15 protein-coding genes are annotated in these 15,918 nt (G+C 35.2%); 9 read left to right on the plus strand and 6 right to left on the minus strand.

The features are described from left to right. Positions 1-297 precede the first annotated feature (297 nt). Positions 298-510, plus strand: a complete 213-nt coding sequence (locus MHH71_RS19365; protein WP_018764638.1) for a YjcZ family sporulation protein — start codon at positions 298-300, stop codon at positions 508-510. 48 nt (positions 511-558) lie between these two features. Here the strand turns inward: MHH71_RS19365 and MHH71_RS19370 are convergent, their stop codons facing one another. The 5 genes from MHH71_RS19370 to MHH71_RS19390 form a co-directional block, all read right to left on the minus strand. After that, on the minus strand, positions 559-2,529 hold the full coding sequence (locus tag MHH71_RS19370; protein ID WP_033799175.1) for an FtsX-like permease family protein: 1,971 nt from the start codon (positions 2,527-2,529) through the stop codon (positions 559-561). Further along, entirely contained in the window at positions 2,526-3,278 is a 753-nt protein-coding gene (locus tag MHH71_RS19375; protein WP_006096319.1) for an ABC transporter ATP-binding protein, read from the minus strand. Before MHH71_RS19375 ends, MHH71_RS19370 begins: the two co-directional genes overlap by 4 nt. A gap of 21 nt (positions 3,279-3,299) precedes the next feature. Then, positions 3,300-5,270: an FtsX-like permease family protein gene (locus tag MHH71_RS19380; RefSeq protein ID WP_006096320.1), complete on the minus strand. Its 1,971-nt coding sequence runs from the start codon at positions 5,268-5,270 to the stop codon at positions 3,300-3,302. A 94-nt stretch (positions 5,271-5,364) separates the two neighbouring features. Next, entirely contained in the window at positions 5,365-6,387 is a 1,023-nt protein-coding gene (locus tag MHH71_RS19385) for a sensor histidine kinase (RefSeq protein ID WP_006096321.1), read from the minus strand. A gap of 2 nt (positions 6,388-6,389) precedes the next feature. Continuing rightward, positions 6,390-7,085, minus strand: coding sequence for a response regulator transcription factor (locus MHH71_RS19390; RefSeq protein ID WP_006096322.1), 696 nt, complete (start codon positions 7,083-7,085; stop codon positions 6,390-6,392). A gap of 208 nt (positions 7,086-7,293) precedes the next feature. Between MHH71_RS19390 and MHH71_RS19395 the strand changes: the two genes are divergently transcribed. From MHH71_RS19395 to MHH71_RS19410, 4 genes are all read left to right on the plus strand, one after another. Then, positions 7,294-7,566 carry an autorepressor SdpR family transcription factor gene (locus MHH71_RS19395; protein WP_033799176.1) on the plus strand — a complete coding sequence of 91 codons (273 nt, stop codon included), beginning with the start codon at positions 7,294-7,296 and terminating at the stop codon, positions 7,564-7,566. Then, positions 7,563-8,195 (plus strand): SdpI family protein, encoded by a 633-nt coding sequence (locus MHH71_RS19400; protein WP_018764633.1) that lies wholly within the window; start codon positions 7,563-7,565, stop codon positions 8,193-8,195. The genes MHH71_RS19395 and MHH71_RS19400 overlap by 4 nt, the downstream gene beginning before the upstream one ends. 141 nt (positions 8,196-8,336) lie before the next feature. Beyond that, a complete protein-coding gene (locus tag MHH71_RS19405; protein WP_003204770.1) occupies positions 8,337-9,053 on the plus strand; it encodes an ABC transporter ATP-binding protein in 717 nt (238 codons plus the stop codon). Further along, the gene (locus tag MHH71_RS19410; protein ID WP_033799177.1) at positions 9,043-10,617 is read left to right on the plus strand and encodes a putative ABC transporter permease subunit; all 1,575 of its coding nucleotides are present in this window, start codon (positions 9,043-9,045) and stop codon (positions 10,615-10,617) included. The genes MHH71_RS19405 and MHH71_RS19410 overlap by 11 nt, the downstream gene beginning before the upstream one ends. A 90-nt stretch (positions 10,618-10,707) precedes the next feature. Here the strand turns inward: MHH71_RS19410 and MHH71_RS19415 are convergent, their stop codons facing one another. After that, positions 10,708-11,580 (minus strand): AraC family transcriptional regulator, encoded by an 873-nt coding sequence (locus MHH71_RS19415; RefSeq protein ID WP_033799178.1) that lies wholly within the window; start codon positions 11,578-11,580, stop codon positions 10,708-10,710. 296 nt (positions 11,581-11,876) lie between these two features. Here MHH71_RS19415 and MHH71_RS19420 point away from each other — a divergent pair, with 296 nt between their 5' ends. From MHH71_RS19420 to MHH71_RS19435, 4 genes are all read left to right on the plus strand, one after another. Further along, the gene (locus MHH71_RS19420) at positions 11,877-12,647 is read left to right on the plus strand and encodes an ABC transporter ATP-binding protein (protein ID WP_003201420.1); all 771 of its coding nucleotides are present in this window, start codon (positions 11,877-11,879) and stop codon (positions 12,645-12,647) included. Then, complete coding sequence (locus MHH71_RS19425) at positions 12,634-14,583, plus strand: ABC transporter permease (RefSeq protein WP_033799179.1); 1,950 nt, start codon at positions 12,634-12,636, stop codon at positions 14,581-14,583. Before MHH71_RS19420 ends, MHH71_RS19425 begins: the two co-directional genes overlap by 14 nt. A 145-nt stretch (positions 14,584-14,728) precedes the next feature. After that, a complete protein-coding gene (locus tag MHH71_RS19430; RefSeq protein ID WP_006096328.1) occupies positions 14,729-15,319 on the plus strand; it encodes a class I SAM-dependent methyltransferase in 591 nt (196 codons plus the stop codon). Next, complete coding sequence (locus MHH71_RS19435; RefSeq protein ID WP_018782046.1) at positions 15,306-15,902, plus strand: DedA family protein; 597 nt, start codon at positions 15,306-15,308, stop codon at positions 15,900-15,902. The genes MHH71_RS19430 and MHH71_RS19435 overlap by 14 nt, the downstream gene beginning before the upstream one ends. Positions 15,903-15,918: the final 16 nt, after the last annotated feature.

A 15,918-nucleotide genomic window follows, 5' to 3' on the forward strand; every position in this document is an offset into this window, starting at 1 on the left:
ACTTTTTTGCTTTCACTGAATGAGGTGGGAGTGTTACTGCCCACAAATAGCGGGATAAAGAGCCTACGATGATTCAATTATCGTAGGCTCTTTTGTGATTCGCAGGCATTGCATTCTTTATTGATGGTTTATCAGTAAATCCAAGGTTTCGTTGTATCTTTTCGTAAAACAAGCCTGTTTTTGGGAAAAACAAGCTCCCGATTTCCCATGTAAACATAATATAAATTGAATCCGCTCATTTAGAACATGATAGGATCCCCTTGTTGTTACGAATGATACTAAAGGAGGAATAGAGTAATGAGTGATAAGTGCGATGACAGATGCGATGACAGACATGAACATCACCATAGACACATAAGACACGGCTGTGGAGGCGGTTTTGCGCTTCTAATCGTATTGTTTATTTTATTGATTATCATCGGTGCTAGCTGCTTCGGTGGTGGCTACGGTGGCGGTTGTGGATATGGCGGCGGCTATGGTGGCTTTGGTGGTGGTTACGGATACTGCTAACAAAAACTATTGAGAATAGCCTTGTGCGCATGCACAAGGCTATTTTATTCACAATTTAAGGCGTTGTGATAATTTATTCATGTAAAGGGAACGGATTAAAAAGAAGAAAATAATCTCGATCATCCCAAATAAAGTAAGTACAAATGATAATTCTTTGAGTAGAGAAATTGCGAGTATGTTTTGTAAAAAAACGATAGCAAATATTGTATGGAAGGCAGCGACTATATAAGGTACGAAAAATAAAATTGCCAATTGAATCGTTGCAGAACGAAACATCTCGGACTCTGTTAGTCCAATTTTTGTAATGGCAATATACTTTTGCTCTTCTCTTGTTAAATCATTATACATACGGAAGTACAAGACACTTGCTGCTCCAATAAAGAAGATGATACCGAGAAAAGTGCCAATAAAGAAACTAGAGACATTACTCTTTTTACTGTATGCTAGTTCGTCACTAGATGTAAAAAGACTGAATGGGATAGCGTTATGTTGTTTTTCTTTCTCTGTTTTCTCCAATAAATCGTTTCGATCTTTATCTATACTATTCACCACATTTTTGGTAGGGATAAGAGTGTCTTCCCAATTTTCAACAATATAGTTATAAATGGTAATGGTTTCAATGTGCGGAATCATATTATCAATGACATGATCTTGCATCACAATTGTGTCAGGAAGAGCGTATTGTGGCTCTACTCCTTGATTTAAAAATCCTTTAATGAGAAATTTTTTTTTGTTAGATTCCAAAGTTATTGTTTCTTGCTTTGCAAATGGATTGGTTATTAAATTTAATAGAGTTGGTGAAAACCTAGAAATTATATATGTTTCGTCTGGTCCTAACTGAATTTCTGGTTTTTTTAACAGCGTAGCTAGTGTATTATAATCACTCATTTTCATAATAGCAACGTCTTGTTCTAGAGCTTTATCTTTTAAAACTGCAAATTTATATTTTTGATACTGAAATTGATAATTGGTAAGCTCTTGCTCTATCGTAGCAATATGTTTTTGTTCGAATGAATTTCCTGGATCAGATGTATAGGTGAACGGAACAGGATAACGTTCTAAAATAGTTGCTTTTGTGTAATTATTCATAGCAAAGAGCGGTGTAATAATTGTAAAAGCAAGCGCAGATAACATGGTAACAATAAAGAGCATATTAATATTACCACGCGTACGTGCAACTAAATCTGAAATCCATAACATATTTATTTGTTTCATATAAAATCTTCTTCTCTTTTTTAAAATAGATATAAAGAGAAGAATCGTTTGAGAAAATAATAAATACGTTCCAATTGTTACAAGTGGCAAAATGGATAAAATAATAAAGAATACGGAGCCATCTTGTATGTTTTTTTCGGTGACATATCCTTTTGGGTACCCCGCGATATAATAACATAGTCCTAAACAAGCTAAAGCAAATAAAGAAATGAGAATAGAAGGCCGTTTTTCTTTTCTTAACTTTTGCTCGTTTTTAATGAGACGAATCGTTTTACGTGTACGAACAAACATAGGTGTAAACGTAGAAACGATAAAAAATAGAACGATGAAAGTTACAGTTGTGACGATAATTGCCCTTGTAGGCCAATATAAGTAGAGCCCTGTTGCACCTGTTAATTTGGACGTAACCAATAGAAAAAAGTTAGAAAAAACAAGACCACCTTGAATACCAACAAAAATGGCTAATATTCCAATCATCATATTTTCCATAAATACAAGGCGTTTTAATTGTTTCTTAGAGATACCGAGAACTGTTAAAATACCAAATTGTTTTTTACGTACGTTTAAAAATGCTCCAATCGAATACAGCAAGAAAAAGAACGAGAACATGATGATAACAAATTGCGCCATTCCGATTAAATTCATCAGAGGTCCTTGTTCATGTAAGTTCTGTAAACGCGGATGGTACGAGTATACAGTAAGTGAGAAGAAAACCATTATCGAAAAAGCACTACTTAAAAAATATGCAAAATATGCTTTAGAATTACGCATGACATTTTTTAATGCAAATTGCCAAAATGTCATCCACGTCTTCCTCCTAATAATGCTAATACATCAAGTATTTCTTGATAGAACTTTTCTCGATATAGTCCGCGGTGTAATTCATTATAAAGTTCACCATCTTTAATAAAAATCACGCGGTTGCAATAGCTCGCTGCGAACGGGTCATGTGTTACCATTAAGATCGTTGCTTGTTCTTCTTTATTTAATTTTGTAAAAAGTTCCATTACGTCGATTGCTGCTTTAGAGTCTAAATTTCCTGTAGGCTCATCAGCAAGCAAGAGAGATGGATTATGAATAACAGCGCGAGCTACCGCAGTGCGCTGTGCTTGTCCACCAGAAACTTCGAAAATCCGCTTGTCTAAAATGTGGTCAATCCCAAGTTTCTTTGAAACAATATCTAATCTCTTATCCATTTCTTTTAGCGGAACATTGTCTAACGTTAATGGTAATACGATATTTTCACCAATTGTTAACGTATCTAATAAGTTAAAGTTTTGAAAAACAAACCCTAGTTCTTGGCGGCGGAAAACAGCTAGTTTTTCCCTGCGGAATGTGTGCGGCTGTTTCCCGTTAATAAAAACTTCGCCTGCAGTAGGAGAATCGATTGTTGAAATTACATTTAAGAAAGTAGATTTACCGCTTCCTGAAGGCCCCATAATTGCGACAAATTCTCCTTTATCTACATGTAAATTAATATTTTTTAAAGCGGTATGAGGGACTTTGCCCTCATAAACTTTAGAGACATTTTTAATGTGTAAGACTTCTTCCATAAAGAATCACCTTTCTATTTTTTAAAGACTAATATGTCGAGATAGTTTTTGCATATATAAGGAACGAATTAACAAGAAAAAGATAATTTCAACCGTTCCAAATATCGTAAGAACAACTGTAATTTCAGCAAATAATGATAGATTTATGACTTCTTGTAGCATTTTTGTAGCAAACATTGTATGAATGGAAGCCATGATGTACGGAACGAAGAATAAGATCGCTAGCTGAATGGTAGCGGAACGCTTCATTTCAGATTCTGTTAACCCGATTTTTGTAATCGTAATATATTTTTCTTGTTCACTTGTTAAGTCCGTATACATACGGAAGTAAAGGACACTCCCGGCACCAATGAAGAAAATGACACCAAGGAAAGTACCAATAAAGAAGAATGAAGCGGCGCCTAGTTTAATTTGGTATAGCGTATCACTCGCTTCCCACATGATATATAAAGGTTCTTTAGATGCGATACTTTTTCGATCTTTTTCCAATTTATTAATATATTCTTCAGCGATTACATATGTCTTTTCCCAGTCTTGTACTTGAAAGTTATACAGTGTCATATGTCTCATGTTATTCGATAAAGCATGTACTGTATCATCAGATAAAATTAGTAATTGTGGTGTCAGACCAGCTGGTGTTACGCTAAAATTCTCATAATCTTTTACATGTAATGTAAGTGAATTTTGCGAAAGTGTAACGTTTTTTTGTTTGAAATCTTCTTGCAGTGGACTCAATATGTTTTGATATCCATATCCAGGTAGGATGTATGTTTCATTCTCTTTTACAAAAAGGTGCTTGAGATGTAAAGCAGTCGCAAGTTTATTATAGTCACTTTCTTTTAATACATATGCTTCTCTTTCATAAGGAGTGGTTTTGTCCTTTTGTAATGAAACGGCATATAAGTCTGTTTTGAACTTTTTATAGGTAAATTGTTCTTCGCTAAGTCGTTTTTCTAACCAGTCCATATGCTGTGAAGCAAGTGGATTGGCATCGTATGAAATATAGGTGAACGGGAATGGATTATTTTTGGCAACATCCAACTTTATGAATTTCCCAAACCCATATATGAATGTAATCATTGTAAATGCGAGAGTAGATAGCATAGCTACAATAAAAAGCATATTAATATTTGTTCGAATACGGCTTGCCAAATCTGAAATCCACAGCATATTAATTCGCTTCATGTAAAATTTTCGTCTTGTTTTCAAAATCCGAATGAGCAGGAAGCAAATTTGTGAAAAGAAAAAGTATGTTCCAATTGCCACAAGTGACGGAATGACGAAAATGCTAGAAAACATGTAAATCGATCCTATCTTTGGATCTAAAGATAGAAAGAACATTGGATTTCCAGCTAGTATATATCCCAATAGCAAACATAGAGCACCAAATAAAGAAATAAGTATAGATGGTTTTTGCTCTTTTTGCTTTACTCTTCCTTCTTTTAAAAGGCGTACGGCTTTTCTTGTTCGGATGAGCATAGGAGTAAAAGCAGAAACAACGATAAAGAGTCCAAGGAAGATTGTTGCAGTTAAAAGGATGGCCCCTGAAGGCCAATATAAATACAATCCTGGGACGTGTGTGATTTTTCCTGTTACTAACAAGAAAAATTGTGAGAATACGAGTCCAAGTTGAATGCCAACAAAGATGGACAATATCCCAATCAACATATTTTCCATAAAAACAAGACGTTTTAATTGCCTTCTCGATATTCCTAAAACGGTTAAAACTCCAAATTGTTTTTTACGAACTTTTAAGAAAGTACCGATGGAATAAAGCAGAAAGAAAAAGGAAAAGCACACAATGACCACTTCTGAAAATATCATTAACCCTGTAATTCCATCAACTGTACTAAAATTTTGTAGCCGAGGATGAAATAAATACACCGCAAATGAGAAGAAAATCGCAATGGAAAACGCACTGCTTAAAAAATAGGCAAAATAAGCACGGGAATTTCGCGTTACGTTTTTAAATGCAAACTGCCAAAAAGTCATGCTGTATACCTCCAAATCGAAGATATAGATGTAGTCATGTTGCAAAAAATGTATGAGAGTGAGTTCTCATACATTTCGCTGAAATTGTGTATGTTCATTCTTCAATCACCTTCCCCGAGCCGTCTGCTTGATGATTTAAAGCATTATGGAAGATGATCTTAATGCTAGTCCCTTTACCTACTTCAGAGTCTAACTTCACGGAATGACCTAAATAAGAGCAAATTTTACTGACAATATAAAGCCCCATACCAGTTGATTCTCCGAAAGTACGTCCATTTTTCCCTGTATAAAATGGTTCAAATACTCTTCGGATATCTTCCTGCGGGATACCAACTCCTTCATCACGAATTTCCAAAATAATATCTTTCCCATTTCGATAGCCAGATAAGAAGACTTTCTTGCCTCGCTCGCCAGAATAGCGAACCGCATTCGTCATTAACTGATAAATAATGAATTTCAGCCACTTTGCATCAGAAGCAACCATAAGATCAGAATGAACTTCTAGAACAGGGAATACACCGTTACGAATAAAGAGTTCTTTTAAGCCGTTAATATTTTTTGTTACGGCATCCTTTAGTGAAATCGTTTCTACATGGAAGTCTTCGTGGAAGTTATTGAGTCTCGCCATATATAACGCCATATCAAGTCCTTGATTTAATCTTTCTAGTTCTTTCTTAAACTTCGGAATGAGATGTTCATCTTCCATTTCTAGTACCATCAGCTGCATAATAGAAACTGGCGTTTTCATTTGATGTACCCAGTGGTTAATAAACAATTGGTGTTCTTGTTGTTTGACTTCATATGATTGCAGTTCTTTTTGGAACAAACGATATTGAGTCCGAACAAGCTCATTTACGCCGTGTGGCATAGGTGCGGTCGCTCTTTCAATAAACGCATCTTCCATTTTTTCCGGTGGCTCACTTAATCTGTGATACATTCTGCGGTTGCGAACATAACGATAAACAAGGAAGCAAATAAATAAATATAAACTTAATACGATGAAATAAAATTTATTGTTTTGAAATCCATCAACTGCATCATAGAGAATAAAAATGATACCGAAATTTAATGCGTATAATAGAAAAAATGCAAAATGATCACGCAAAAATAACTTCATGCTTATTCACTCCAAGTTGCGTTAAAACGATACCCTAATCCGCGTACTGTTTCAATTGCGTTTTCAATACCAAGCTCATTAAATTTCTTACGAAGACGTGTAATGTTTACGTTTAACGTGTTTTCTTCAACGAAGCTTTCATCATCCCAAAGCGCAGCTAATAGATCTTCGCGGTTTGCTGTACGAGGGTGTTTCGATAATAACATTTCAGCTAAGATAGCTTCTTTCTTTGTAAGAAGAACTTGCTTCGTTCCAAAATGGATTTCTGGTCGTTCCGGGAATAATTTTAGCCCTTCAACTTCAACAATTCGTTCTGAAATATTTGGAGCATAATCACCGTAAATACGGCGTAATTGACCTTTAATTTTCGCCATTACAACATCGTAGTGGAATGGTTTTGTAATATAATCATCCGCACCGCTCTCAATCGCCATAATTTGTTCCATCTCACCAGCACGAGCAGAAATGAAAATAATCGGGCAAGTAGATTCATGACGAATTTGACGGCACCAGTAGAAGCCATCGAACTTCGGTAAGTTTACATCTAGAAGCACTAGGTGTGGTTTCACTCTATTAAAAGAATCCATAATATCATCAAAGTTATCCGCAACAACAGCTTCATAACCATATTTTTGAATGTGAGACTGAAGTAAAGATGAGATATTTGGATCGTCTTCAACGATTAAAATTTTATACATATGTATATTCCTCCTAAAAAAACAATTGTAGCTATAGTGTACCATGTGTTTCTTGTCTTTTCATTACCTTGAAACGAGTGCTAGTAAACAGTATAGGACAAAAGTGGAAAAAGTAAAAAGGGTTATGGATATAATTGACAATATACGTTTTTTATTTTAACATTTAGATAAATATCTAAATGTCTAATTATTGAAAGGAAGAAAGACATTGAACCAAGCATTTAAAGCATTAGCAGATCCAACAAGGCGAAAAATATTAGATTTATTAAAAGAAGGTGATTTAACAGCTGGTGAAATTGCCGAACAGTTCAATATGACAAAGCCAAGTATTTCACATCATTTAAGTGCACTTAAAAACGCGGAACTTATACAAGATGAAAAAAGAGGGCAATTTGTTGTGTATTCCTTGAACACAACTGTTTTTCAAGATTTATTAACTTGGGTGTTTACGTTTACGAATAAAGGGGGAGAGGGGAAATGAAAAAGCATCTTTTTGCAATTATATTAATTCTTACAACTTGCTTAATATGGGCAATTTCTTGGCCATACTTGCCAGATACAATCGCAACCCATTGGAGCGGCGGGACTGCTGATGGATTTTCATCGAAATTAACTGGAATGATGTCTATGGTTGGTATCATGATTGGTTGTTATGTATTTCTAAATGTTTTACAAAAAATTGATCCAAAGAAAGAAAACTATGAAAAGTTTTCTAAAGCTTTGATGATGATAAATAATAGCCTGCTAGTTGTCTTATTTATCGGAAACATAGATATCATTACAAATGGCTTAGGTTATAAATTATTTATTAATCGGGTCCCCGAATTACTTGTTGGAATTTTATTTTTAATTATTGGTAATTATTTACCGCAGTGTAAACCGAATTTCTTTGTGGGTATGCGTAACCCATGGACGTTAAGCAATGAAGAAGTATGGCGCAAAACACATCGCTTTAGCGGAAAAGTATTTGTAGCTTTAGGACTTATGATGATGGTAAGTATTGTTGTGCCAGCTGAATGGAGATCTTATATGATGCTTACAATGATATTAATTGCTGTGGTGTTGACGAATGGATATTCTTATATTTTATATAAAAAGGAACAATTATAAATAGTAGATACGATTCTGTAAGGACGTTTGCAAGTAATGATATGTGGTAAGGATGAAGTCTTATTGCGTATCATTTTAGTTATTTAGGTCTGAATATTCAGTCTTGGTATACGCGAGTTTAAATCGTTTGGGGGAGAGGGCATGTTAGAAATCATAAATTTTAGCAAAACCTACAAAGGTGGCAAAAAAGCAGTAGATGATTTGAGTTTAACTGTTCAAGCGGGAGATATTTTTGGGTTTATCGGACATAACGGCGCTGGGAAAAGTACGACGATTAAGTCACTAGTAGGTGTTATAGACTTTGAGGAGGGCGAAATTTTTGTTGATGGACATTCAGTAAAAAAGGACCCGATTACGTGTAAGAAGGTCATGGCATACATTCCTGATAATCCAGATTTATATGAACAACTAACAGGGATTCAATATTTGAACTTTGTGGCGGATGTTTTTGGGGTGTCTGTAAAGGACAGGGAAGAACGGATACAAACATATGGAGATGCTTTTGAGATTACACCATATTTGGGGGATTTAATATCCTCCTACTCACACGGTATGAAACAAAAAGTAGCGATTATATCAGCAGTTGTGCATCATCCCAAATTATTAGTTTTAGATGAGCCTTTTGTTGGTCTCGATCCAAAGGCGGCTCTTGTACTTAAGGGGATGATGAAGGAACTTTGTGAATCAGGCAGTGCGATTTTCTTTTCTACTCATGTATTAGATGTAGCAGAGAAGTTATGCAATAAGATAGCGATGATTCATAAAGGGAAACTAGCAATCTCGGGGGAAGTAAAGTCTTTAATCAAGGGAAATTCATTAGAAGAGCTCTTTATGAAGGTGCTTGCTGATGAAGAATAATACGCTAGCGCTTTTAAAAATCCGTCTGATAACGCAGCTTGGTCTAAATACTTTCAAGTATGAAAAAGATAAGAAAAAGAAGCAGAGTAAAATTTTAATTTCAGTATCAATCGCCTTGGTTGCTGCCCTTTTGATGCTATATTGTGGAGGCGCGGCATATGGATTAATCAAACTGGGGATAGGGGAAGTCATTCCAGTTTATGCATTCGTTATTAGCAGTATATTAGTTTTGTTTTTCACTATGTTTAAGGCGAATGGTGAAATTTTTGCCTTTAAGGATTATGATTTTGTCATGTCTTTACCGATTCGTGTAGATACGATTATTGCTAGTAGATTTTTGTATTTGTACGTATTAAATACTGTCTTTTCAATGATCATCATGCTGCCGATGGGGATTATTTATTGTATATATGAGAATCCATCAATATCTTTCTATGTAATGTGGATCATAACTCTGTTTACAGTATCTTTAATTCCAACAACAATTGCGGCTGTTTTTGGTGCATGCATTACGGCGATAGCATCTAAGTTTAGACATGCGAATCGAGTCACTACTGTTTTAAGTTTTATGGCAATTATTATATTTGGCTACTTTATGTTCAAGCAGGGAAATGCGAAATATAGTTTTACTGACTTAGAAGGGATTGGAGCAATCGTTTCAGAGCAATTGACTAAAGTGTATCCGCTAGCTAACATTTTTCAAAAAGCAATTGTCGATGCGAATATAGGAGCTTTTATTCTTTTTGTCAGCATATCAGTTATTTGGTATTATCTTTTTGTAAAAATACTCTCTTTCAAATATAAGCAAATCAATACAGGAGTTTCTACGTACCATACGCGTTCCGATTACAAGATTGATCATATGAAGAAAGAAAAAGTGTTGATTGCATTATATAAAAAAGAACGGAAGCGTTTCTTTTCTTCTACAGTATATGTGATTAATATCGGTATGGGAGTTGTCATGGCAGTCATATTCTCACTTGCAGTCGTTATAGTAGGGCCAAGTCAATTTATTGGATATCCTGGAATCGAAACGCTTTTACAAAAGGTTGCTCCATTTGTTATTTCAGCAATGATTGCAATGACGTGTACAACGTGTGTGTCATTGTCGCTCGAGGGGAAAAACGTATGGATTATCAAGTCATTGCCTCTTACACCGAAAATGATCTATGACAGTAAGATTCTCATGAATCTTTCACTCAGCATACCTACATCAATTATTAGCGCTATCCTTATGATTATAGGTTTAAAGCCAGGTATTTGGACTTCAATTTTAATCGTAATTACCCCAATCACATATTCCTTTTTTTCAGCAGTATGGGGTGTTTTTATTAATAACCGATTTGCTTATTATGATTGGGTATCAGAAACCCAAGTAGTGAAACAGAGTATGGGAGCTGTTCTTGGTATGCTTGGAGGCATGATTCTGGCAGTCATTCCTGCCTTTCTTATAGGTACTGCTGTGATATCAAACTATAGAATGTTTACTTTTGTATTTGTTGTAATGATTTCGATTATGACTGCAGTGTTGTATAGCAATGAGTCTAAAAGAAGGATAAAGTGAAGCATTAGTCTAAAAAAGCTGTCTCCAAAAGGGTGTTAAAAATGACCTTTTGGGACAGCTTCTTTACTTTAATAATCAACTAGGAATATATTACCTTTTTACAACTGGTATCCATATTTCACTTTTAAAAGTAGATGAAGTCACATCTTTATTTTCATTCCATAGGATTTCCGGTCCTTCCATTTGTTCATAATTCGAAGATGGAAACCACTCGGAATAAATACGTCCCCATACATTTTGCAATGCATTAGGAAATGGCCCAATTGCTTCAAATATAGCCCATGTTGAGGCAGGAACTTCAAGTTGCTTGAACTGCTCTGGACAAGTTTTCGTTGTTGCGACGCCAATATAGTGATCAAGTTCTCCTTTTTCCTCCATTCTCCCTTCAGAAAAATTGGTAGAAGCACTGATGAGTCCTGTAGGATCCACATTCGAAAGGGTCTTTAATGTGTGAATTGATTGACTGTCTAAGCTTTTCCACATAGAAGCAATTTCTTGATTTACACCACTAAAAATAATCGGTACTCGTTTCTTTATACCAACGATGCGAAACGTCTCTTTTTTTTCGATTCGATAGTTCATTTCATTTCCTCCTTTAATGGATAACTGGAAGGTCATTCGTGAGTAAGCCTTAAGGGTATGGCTGCTATTTCTAGCCTCTGACGGTGTTATCCCATGCAGATTTTGAAATGCACGTGAAAAGGAATCTGGCGAGTTGTATCCATATTTTATAGCGATATCAATGACTTTTACATTGCTAGCATTTAGCTCAAATGCTGCAAGAGTAAGGCGTCTACAACGAATATATTCTGAAAGCGACGTGCCTGAAAGGAAGGAAAACATTCTTTTAAAATGGTATTCCGAGCAGAAAGCTAGCCTAGCCACTTCTTTAAAGTCAATGTCATTCGTAAGATTGTCTTCAATATACTGTATTGCTGCATTCATATTTTTAAGCGAATCCATCATATGACCTCCTTTGTTAATAGAATAGCAGGAATGAAATAACCTCATCCGACATTTCGTGCACAATTATATAGGGTACCTTACAGAAATGTAATGTTTCTGTAAGGAGAATGAATGGATGGCTATTTATCCCAATGCTATAGTAGCAAAGTAGTTATTTCATGAAGTTAAATGTCCATGTCTTCTGCTAAGTAGCCTTACATAATTGTCATGTTTGTGTAAGAAACATCGATAGTGGCAAGAGTAGGAGTTAGATATAGTGAAAATAGAGAATAGAAGAAGTGAGGGATATAGAGATGAAAACAGTGTTAGAAGCGAAAAATATTAAAAAAGTATATGATACAGGTGGAAATAAATTTGAAGCGTTAAAAGGTATTAACTTACAAGTGCAAGAAGGTGAATTCGTTGGAATTATGGGACCTTCTGGATCTGGTAAAACGACTCTTTTAAATGTTCTTTCTACAATTGATAATGCAACGAGCGGTGAGATTTTAATTGATGGGAAAGACATTGTGAAAATGAATGATGATAAATTAGCATTGTTCCGCCGTGATCATTTAGGATTCATTTTCCAAGATTATAACTTATTAGATACGCTAACGGTGAAAGAGAACATTGCATTGCCACTTGCGTTATCAAAAGTGAAAGCGAATGAAATTGATCGCCGCGTTCTTGAGATTGCGAAGAAGTTCGGCATCGATCATATTTTAAGTCAATTTCCATACCAAGTATCTGGTGGACAGAAGCAGCGCTGCGCAGCATCACGTGCAATCGTTACAAATCCAAGTATGATTTTTGGGGATGAGCCAACAGGAGCACTTGATTCCAAATCAGCAACAGACTTATTAGAAAGTATGAAGTCATTAAATGAATATGATAATTCAACAATTTTAATGGTAACGCATGATGCGTTTGCGGCAAGTTATTGTAAACGTGTTATCTTCATTAAAGACGGTGAGTTATATAAAGAATTGCACCGCGGGGAATTAACTCGTAAACAATTCTTCCAACAAGTAGTAGACGTAATGTCCGCAATTTCCGGAGGTGCCATGGATGACGTTATCTAGCATTGCCCTCCGCAATATACAGCGGAACTTTAAGGATTATTTTTTATATTTTGCATCTATGATCTTTAGCATCGTCATTTATTTTACATTTAAAGCGCTGCAATATAATTCACAAATGGAAAAAGCAGCGGAAGGATCTAAGAAAATTAGCGGAGCATTCCAAGTTTCCAGTGTGATGCTGATTATTTTCGTAGCGGTATTTATTATATACTCTAACGGGTTCTTTACACGGAAACGTAAAAAAGAAGTTGGATTATATTCACTGCTTGGTATTCGAAAAAGACAAATCGGTAAAATGTTATTTTATGAAAATATGTTGATGGGCTTAATGTCATTAGTAATCGGGATTGCGATTGGTAGTGTACTGTCGAAGTTGTTCCTTGAATTGTTAGTAAGTATGATGGGACTGAATTTAAATGTTCATTTTGAAGTACCAATGTCTGCAATTATTGATACGGCAATTATCTTTTTTGTGATTATCCTTTATACATCACTTCAAGGATATCGTTTAATCTATCGCTTTAAATTAATTGAACTTTTCCGTGCAGAACATGAAGGAGAAACGATGCCAAAAGGATCAATGATTATGGCATTGATTTCAGTGTTCTTAATCGGTTCTGGCTATTTCTTATCACTGATGTATATTAAAGCAATTAAATATATAGACTTTATGACAGTTGCGCTTTATATTTTACTTGCAACAGTACTTGGTACGTACTTACTATTTATGTTCTTTACAGTATTTGTATTAAAACGAGCAAGACATAAGAAATCATCTTTCTATAACGGTATGAACATGGTAACGACGTCACAGTTACTGTACCGCATTAAAGGAAATGCAAAATCTCTAGCAACTATTGCAATATTAAGTGCGGTAACATTAACGGCAGTTGGTACGTCTGTTACGATGTATTACAACACGTTTAAACAAACGAAAGATTATGCGCCGCACAGTTATTCTTACGAGAAAAAGGATGCGGCACTTGATAATAAAGTAAATGCGATTTTGGGTGAAGAGAAACAGAAGCATCCTGTAACGAACCAATTCGAAATAGAAATGGTTCCTGTTAAAGGGAAGTTTGAAGGCGAAAAAGCAGATATGGGTATGAATACAAATTATTTAGTTACCGAGAAATATCAGCTTGTATCGCAATCAGCATTTAATAACATAGCAAAGAATATGGATATAGAGGCTGTAAGTTTGGCGGCTAACGAGGCATTCGTATTTGATGGTATGTATATTGAAGGGCATGAGTTCAGCACTGTATATAAAGGGAATAAAGCGGTATTCCCGATTGGTAATGAAGCGAAAACATTAACGATTAAAGGTGCTGAAGGACGTAATATAACGAACTTAGGGGAACTATTCGTTGTTGTACCAGATGAAGTATATAAGAGTGCGAAGGCAGTAGCTGACACACGTATCGTTAAAAATATCGATGTAAAAGATGAGAAGAATAGTAAAGTGCTAACAGAGAAATTAAAGAAAGTGATGCCAGCTGGAGAACCAGAAGTTGCGCGACCTTTCAATGATTTCTACACGGGTTTCCATGGTATGCTGGAAGCAACAGGATTAATGATGTTTATCGGTCTATTCTTAGGACTTGTCTTCTTATTAGCAACAGGCTCTATCATTTACTTCAAACAGCTAACAGAAGCAAGTGCAGACCGCGATCGTTACGTTGTACTACGTAAAGTCGGGGTTACAAAACAAGAAATGAAAAAGGCAATTGCGAAACAAGTAAGCTTTATCTTTGCAATTCCATTAGTAGTAGGGATTTGCCACAGCTTATTTGCATTAAAAGGATTATCAACGTTAATGCCATATGAAATTTTGATTCCATTATTAATGAGTATTGGTGTGTATAGCGTCATTTATATTGGATATTACTTCTTAACAGTTCGTTCTTATTACAAGATCGTGAGCTCGAAGTAATGAAAGGAGCAGCTATCGCTAGAAGCGATAGCTGCTTTTTTACATCTTCATAAAATCTTAAGAAATTCCCATGCTATTTTTTAAAAAATGATAGTTATACTTGGAGCTATATTAGACGATATTGAATGAACGGGAGAGGTTAGAGATGCAACTTATTACATTCTTAACCGAATTTGTGAAACATCCAAAGAATACTGGAGCAATTGCACCTAGTTCTAACATATTAGCCAAAAAGATGGTAGGCGCGATTAATTTCGAAGAAGCAAAGTATATTCTAGAATTGGGACCTGGAACAGGATCATTCACGAGAGAGATTATAAAGAGAAAAAAAGAACATACAATATTTATCTTGATTGAAATTAATGAAGTTTTTTTCAAAAAGTTACAGAAGCAGTTTAAGGACGATCCAAACGTTTTGGTTATACATGGATCAGCTGAGAACATAAAGAAATATATAAAGGAGTTACAAATAGAGAAGGTTGATTATGTATTATCAGGGTTACCTTTTACATCCTTACCAACGGAAGTATCATCTCGTATTTTATCCAGTGTAATGGAGTCATTAAGTGAGGATGGCGAGTTTATTACGTTTCAATATTCGCTTGCAAGGAAAGCATTTATCCAAACCTTTTTTCAGGAAATTTCACTAAAAAAGGTTTGGTTGAATCTTCCTCCAGCACATGTTCTTAGTTGTAGAAAAAGGCTAGGAGGTCATACGCCTAATGGAATTACATGAATTGTTATCCTATATTGAGCAGTATGGCTATGCGGCTTTATTCTTTTGTTTATGGCTTGGGATTGTAGGTATGCCAATTCCAGATGAAATGATTGTGATGAGTGGTGGGTTTGTATCGTCAGTAGGCATACTAAGTGTAATTCCGGCATTTTTATTAACCTATTTAGGTGTCGTATCCGGCCTCTCTTTAGGGTATATACTTGGAAAGGTTTTTGGTGATAAAGTACTTGATAAATTGATGAAAAAGAAAAAGGCGAAGTATCTTTTACAATCACAAGAAATGATTGGTAAATATGGACATTATGCATTAGTAACAAGTTATTTTATACCTGTCGTTAGACATATTGTTCCTTATTTGGTTGGTATGAATCGTATGTCATTTAAAACATATGCTTTGTATTCATACACGACGGGATTTATGTGGACGTTGCTTTATTTTATGCTTGGTTCTATGTTTGGTAAACACATCGAGGCGATTGTAGAACTTGCGACGAAGTATGGCCTCTATTTTGGTGGCACAATTGTCGTCATAGCAAGTGTTTTATATTTATATATACAAAAGAAAAATCAGGTAATAGGATAGATTACTTGTCTAAATA

The organism is Bacillus sp. FSL H8-0534 (assembly GCF_038005885.1).
GTDB lineage: Bacteria > Bacillota > Bacilli > Bacillales > Bacillaceae_G > Bacillus_A > Bacillus_A pseudomycoides.

Coding starts and splice junctions, on each gene's coding strand:
- MHH71_RS19420 (WP_003201420.1), top strand. CDS start 11,877: ATGAAAACAGTGTTAGAAGCGAAAAATATTAAAAAAGTATATGATACA.
- MHH71_RS19400 (WP_018764633.1), top strand. CDS start 7,563: ATGAAAAAGCATCTTTTTGCAATTATATTAATTCTTACAACTTGCTTA.
- MHH71_RS19435 (WP_018782046.1), top strand. CDS start 15,306: ATGGAATTACATGAATTGTTATCCTATATTGAGCAGTATGGCTATGCG.
- MHH71_RS19365 (WP_018764638.1), top strand. CDS start 298: ATGAGTGATAAGTGCGATGACAGATGCGATGACAGACATGAACATCAC.
- MHH71_RS19410 (WP_033799177.1), top strand. CDS start 9,043: ATGAAGAATAATACGCTAGCGCTTTTAAAAATCCGTCTGATAACGCAG.
- MHH71_RS19425 (WP_033799179.1), top strand. CDS start 12,634: ATGACGTTATCTAGCATTGCCCTCCGCAATATACAGCGGAACTTTAAG.
- MHH71_RS19370 (WP_033799175.1), bottom strand. CDS start 2,529: ATGACATTTTGGCAATTTGCATTAAAAAATGTCATGCGTAATTCTAAA.
- MHH71_RS19375 (WP_006096319.1), bottom strand. CDS start 3,278: ATGGAAGAAGTCTTACACATTAAAAATGTCTCTAAAGTTTATGAGGGC.
- MHH71_RS19390 (WP_006096322.1), bottom strand. CDS start 7,085: ATGTATAAAATTTTAATCGTTGAAGACGATCCAAATATCTCATCTTTA.
- MHH71_RS19430 (WP_006096328.1), top strand. CDS start 14,729: ATGCAACTTATTACATTCTTAACCGAATTTGTGAAACATCCAAAGAAT.
- MHH71_RS19380 (WP_006096320.1), bottom strand. CDS start 5,270: ATGACTTTTTGGCAGTTTGCATTTAAAAACGTAACGCGAAATTCCCGT.
- MHH71_RS19385 (WP_006096321.1), bottom strand. CDS start 6,387: ATGAAGTTATTTTTGCGTGATCATTTTGCATTTTTTCTATTATACGCA.
- MHH71_RS19405 (WP_003204770.1), top strand. CDS start 8,337: ATGTTAGAAATCATAAATTTTAGCAAAACCTACAAAGGTGGCAAAAAA.
- MHH71_RS19415 (WP_033799178.1), bottom strand. CDS start 11,580: ATGGATTCGCTTAAAAATATGAATGCAGCAATACAGTATATTGAAGAC.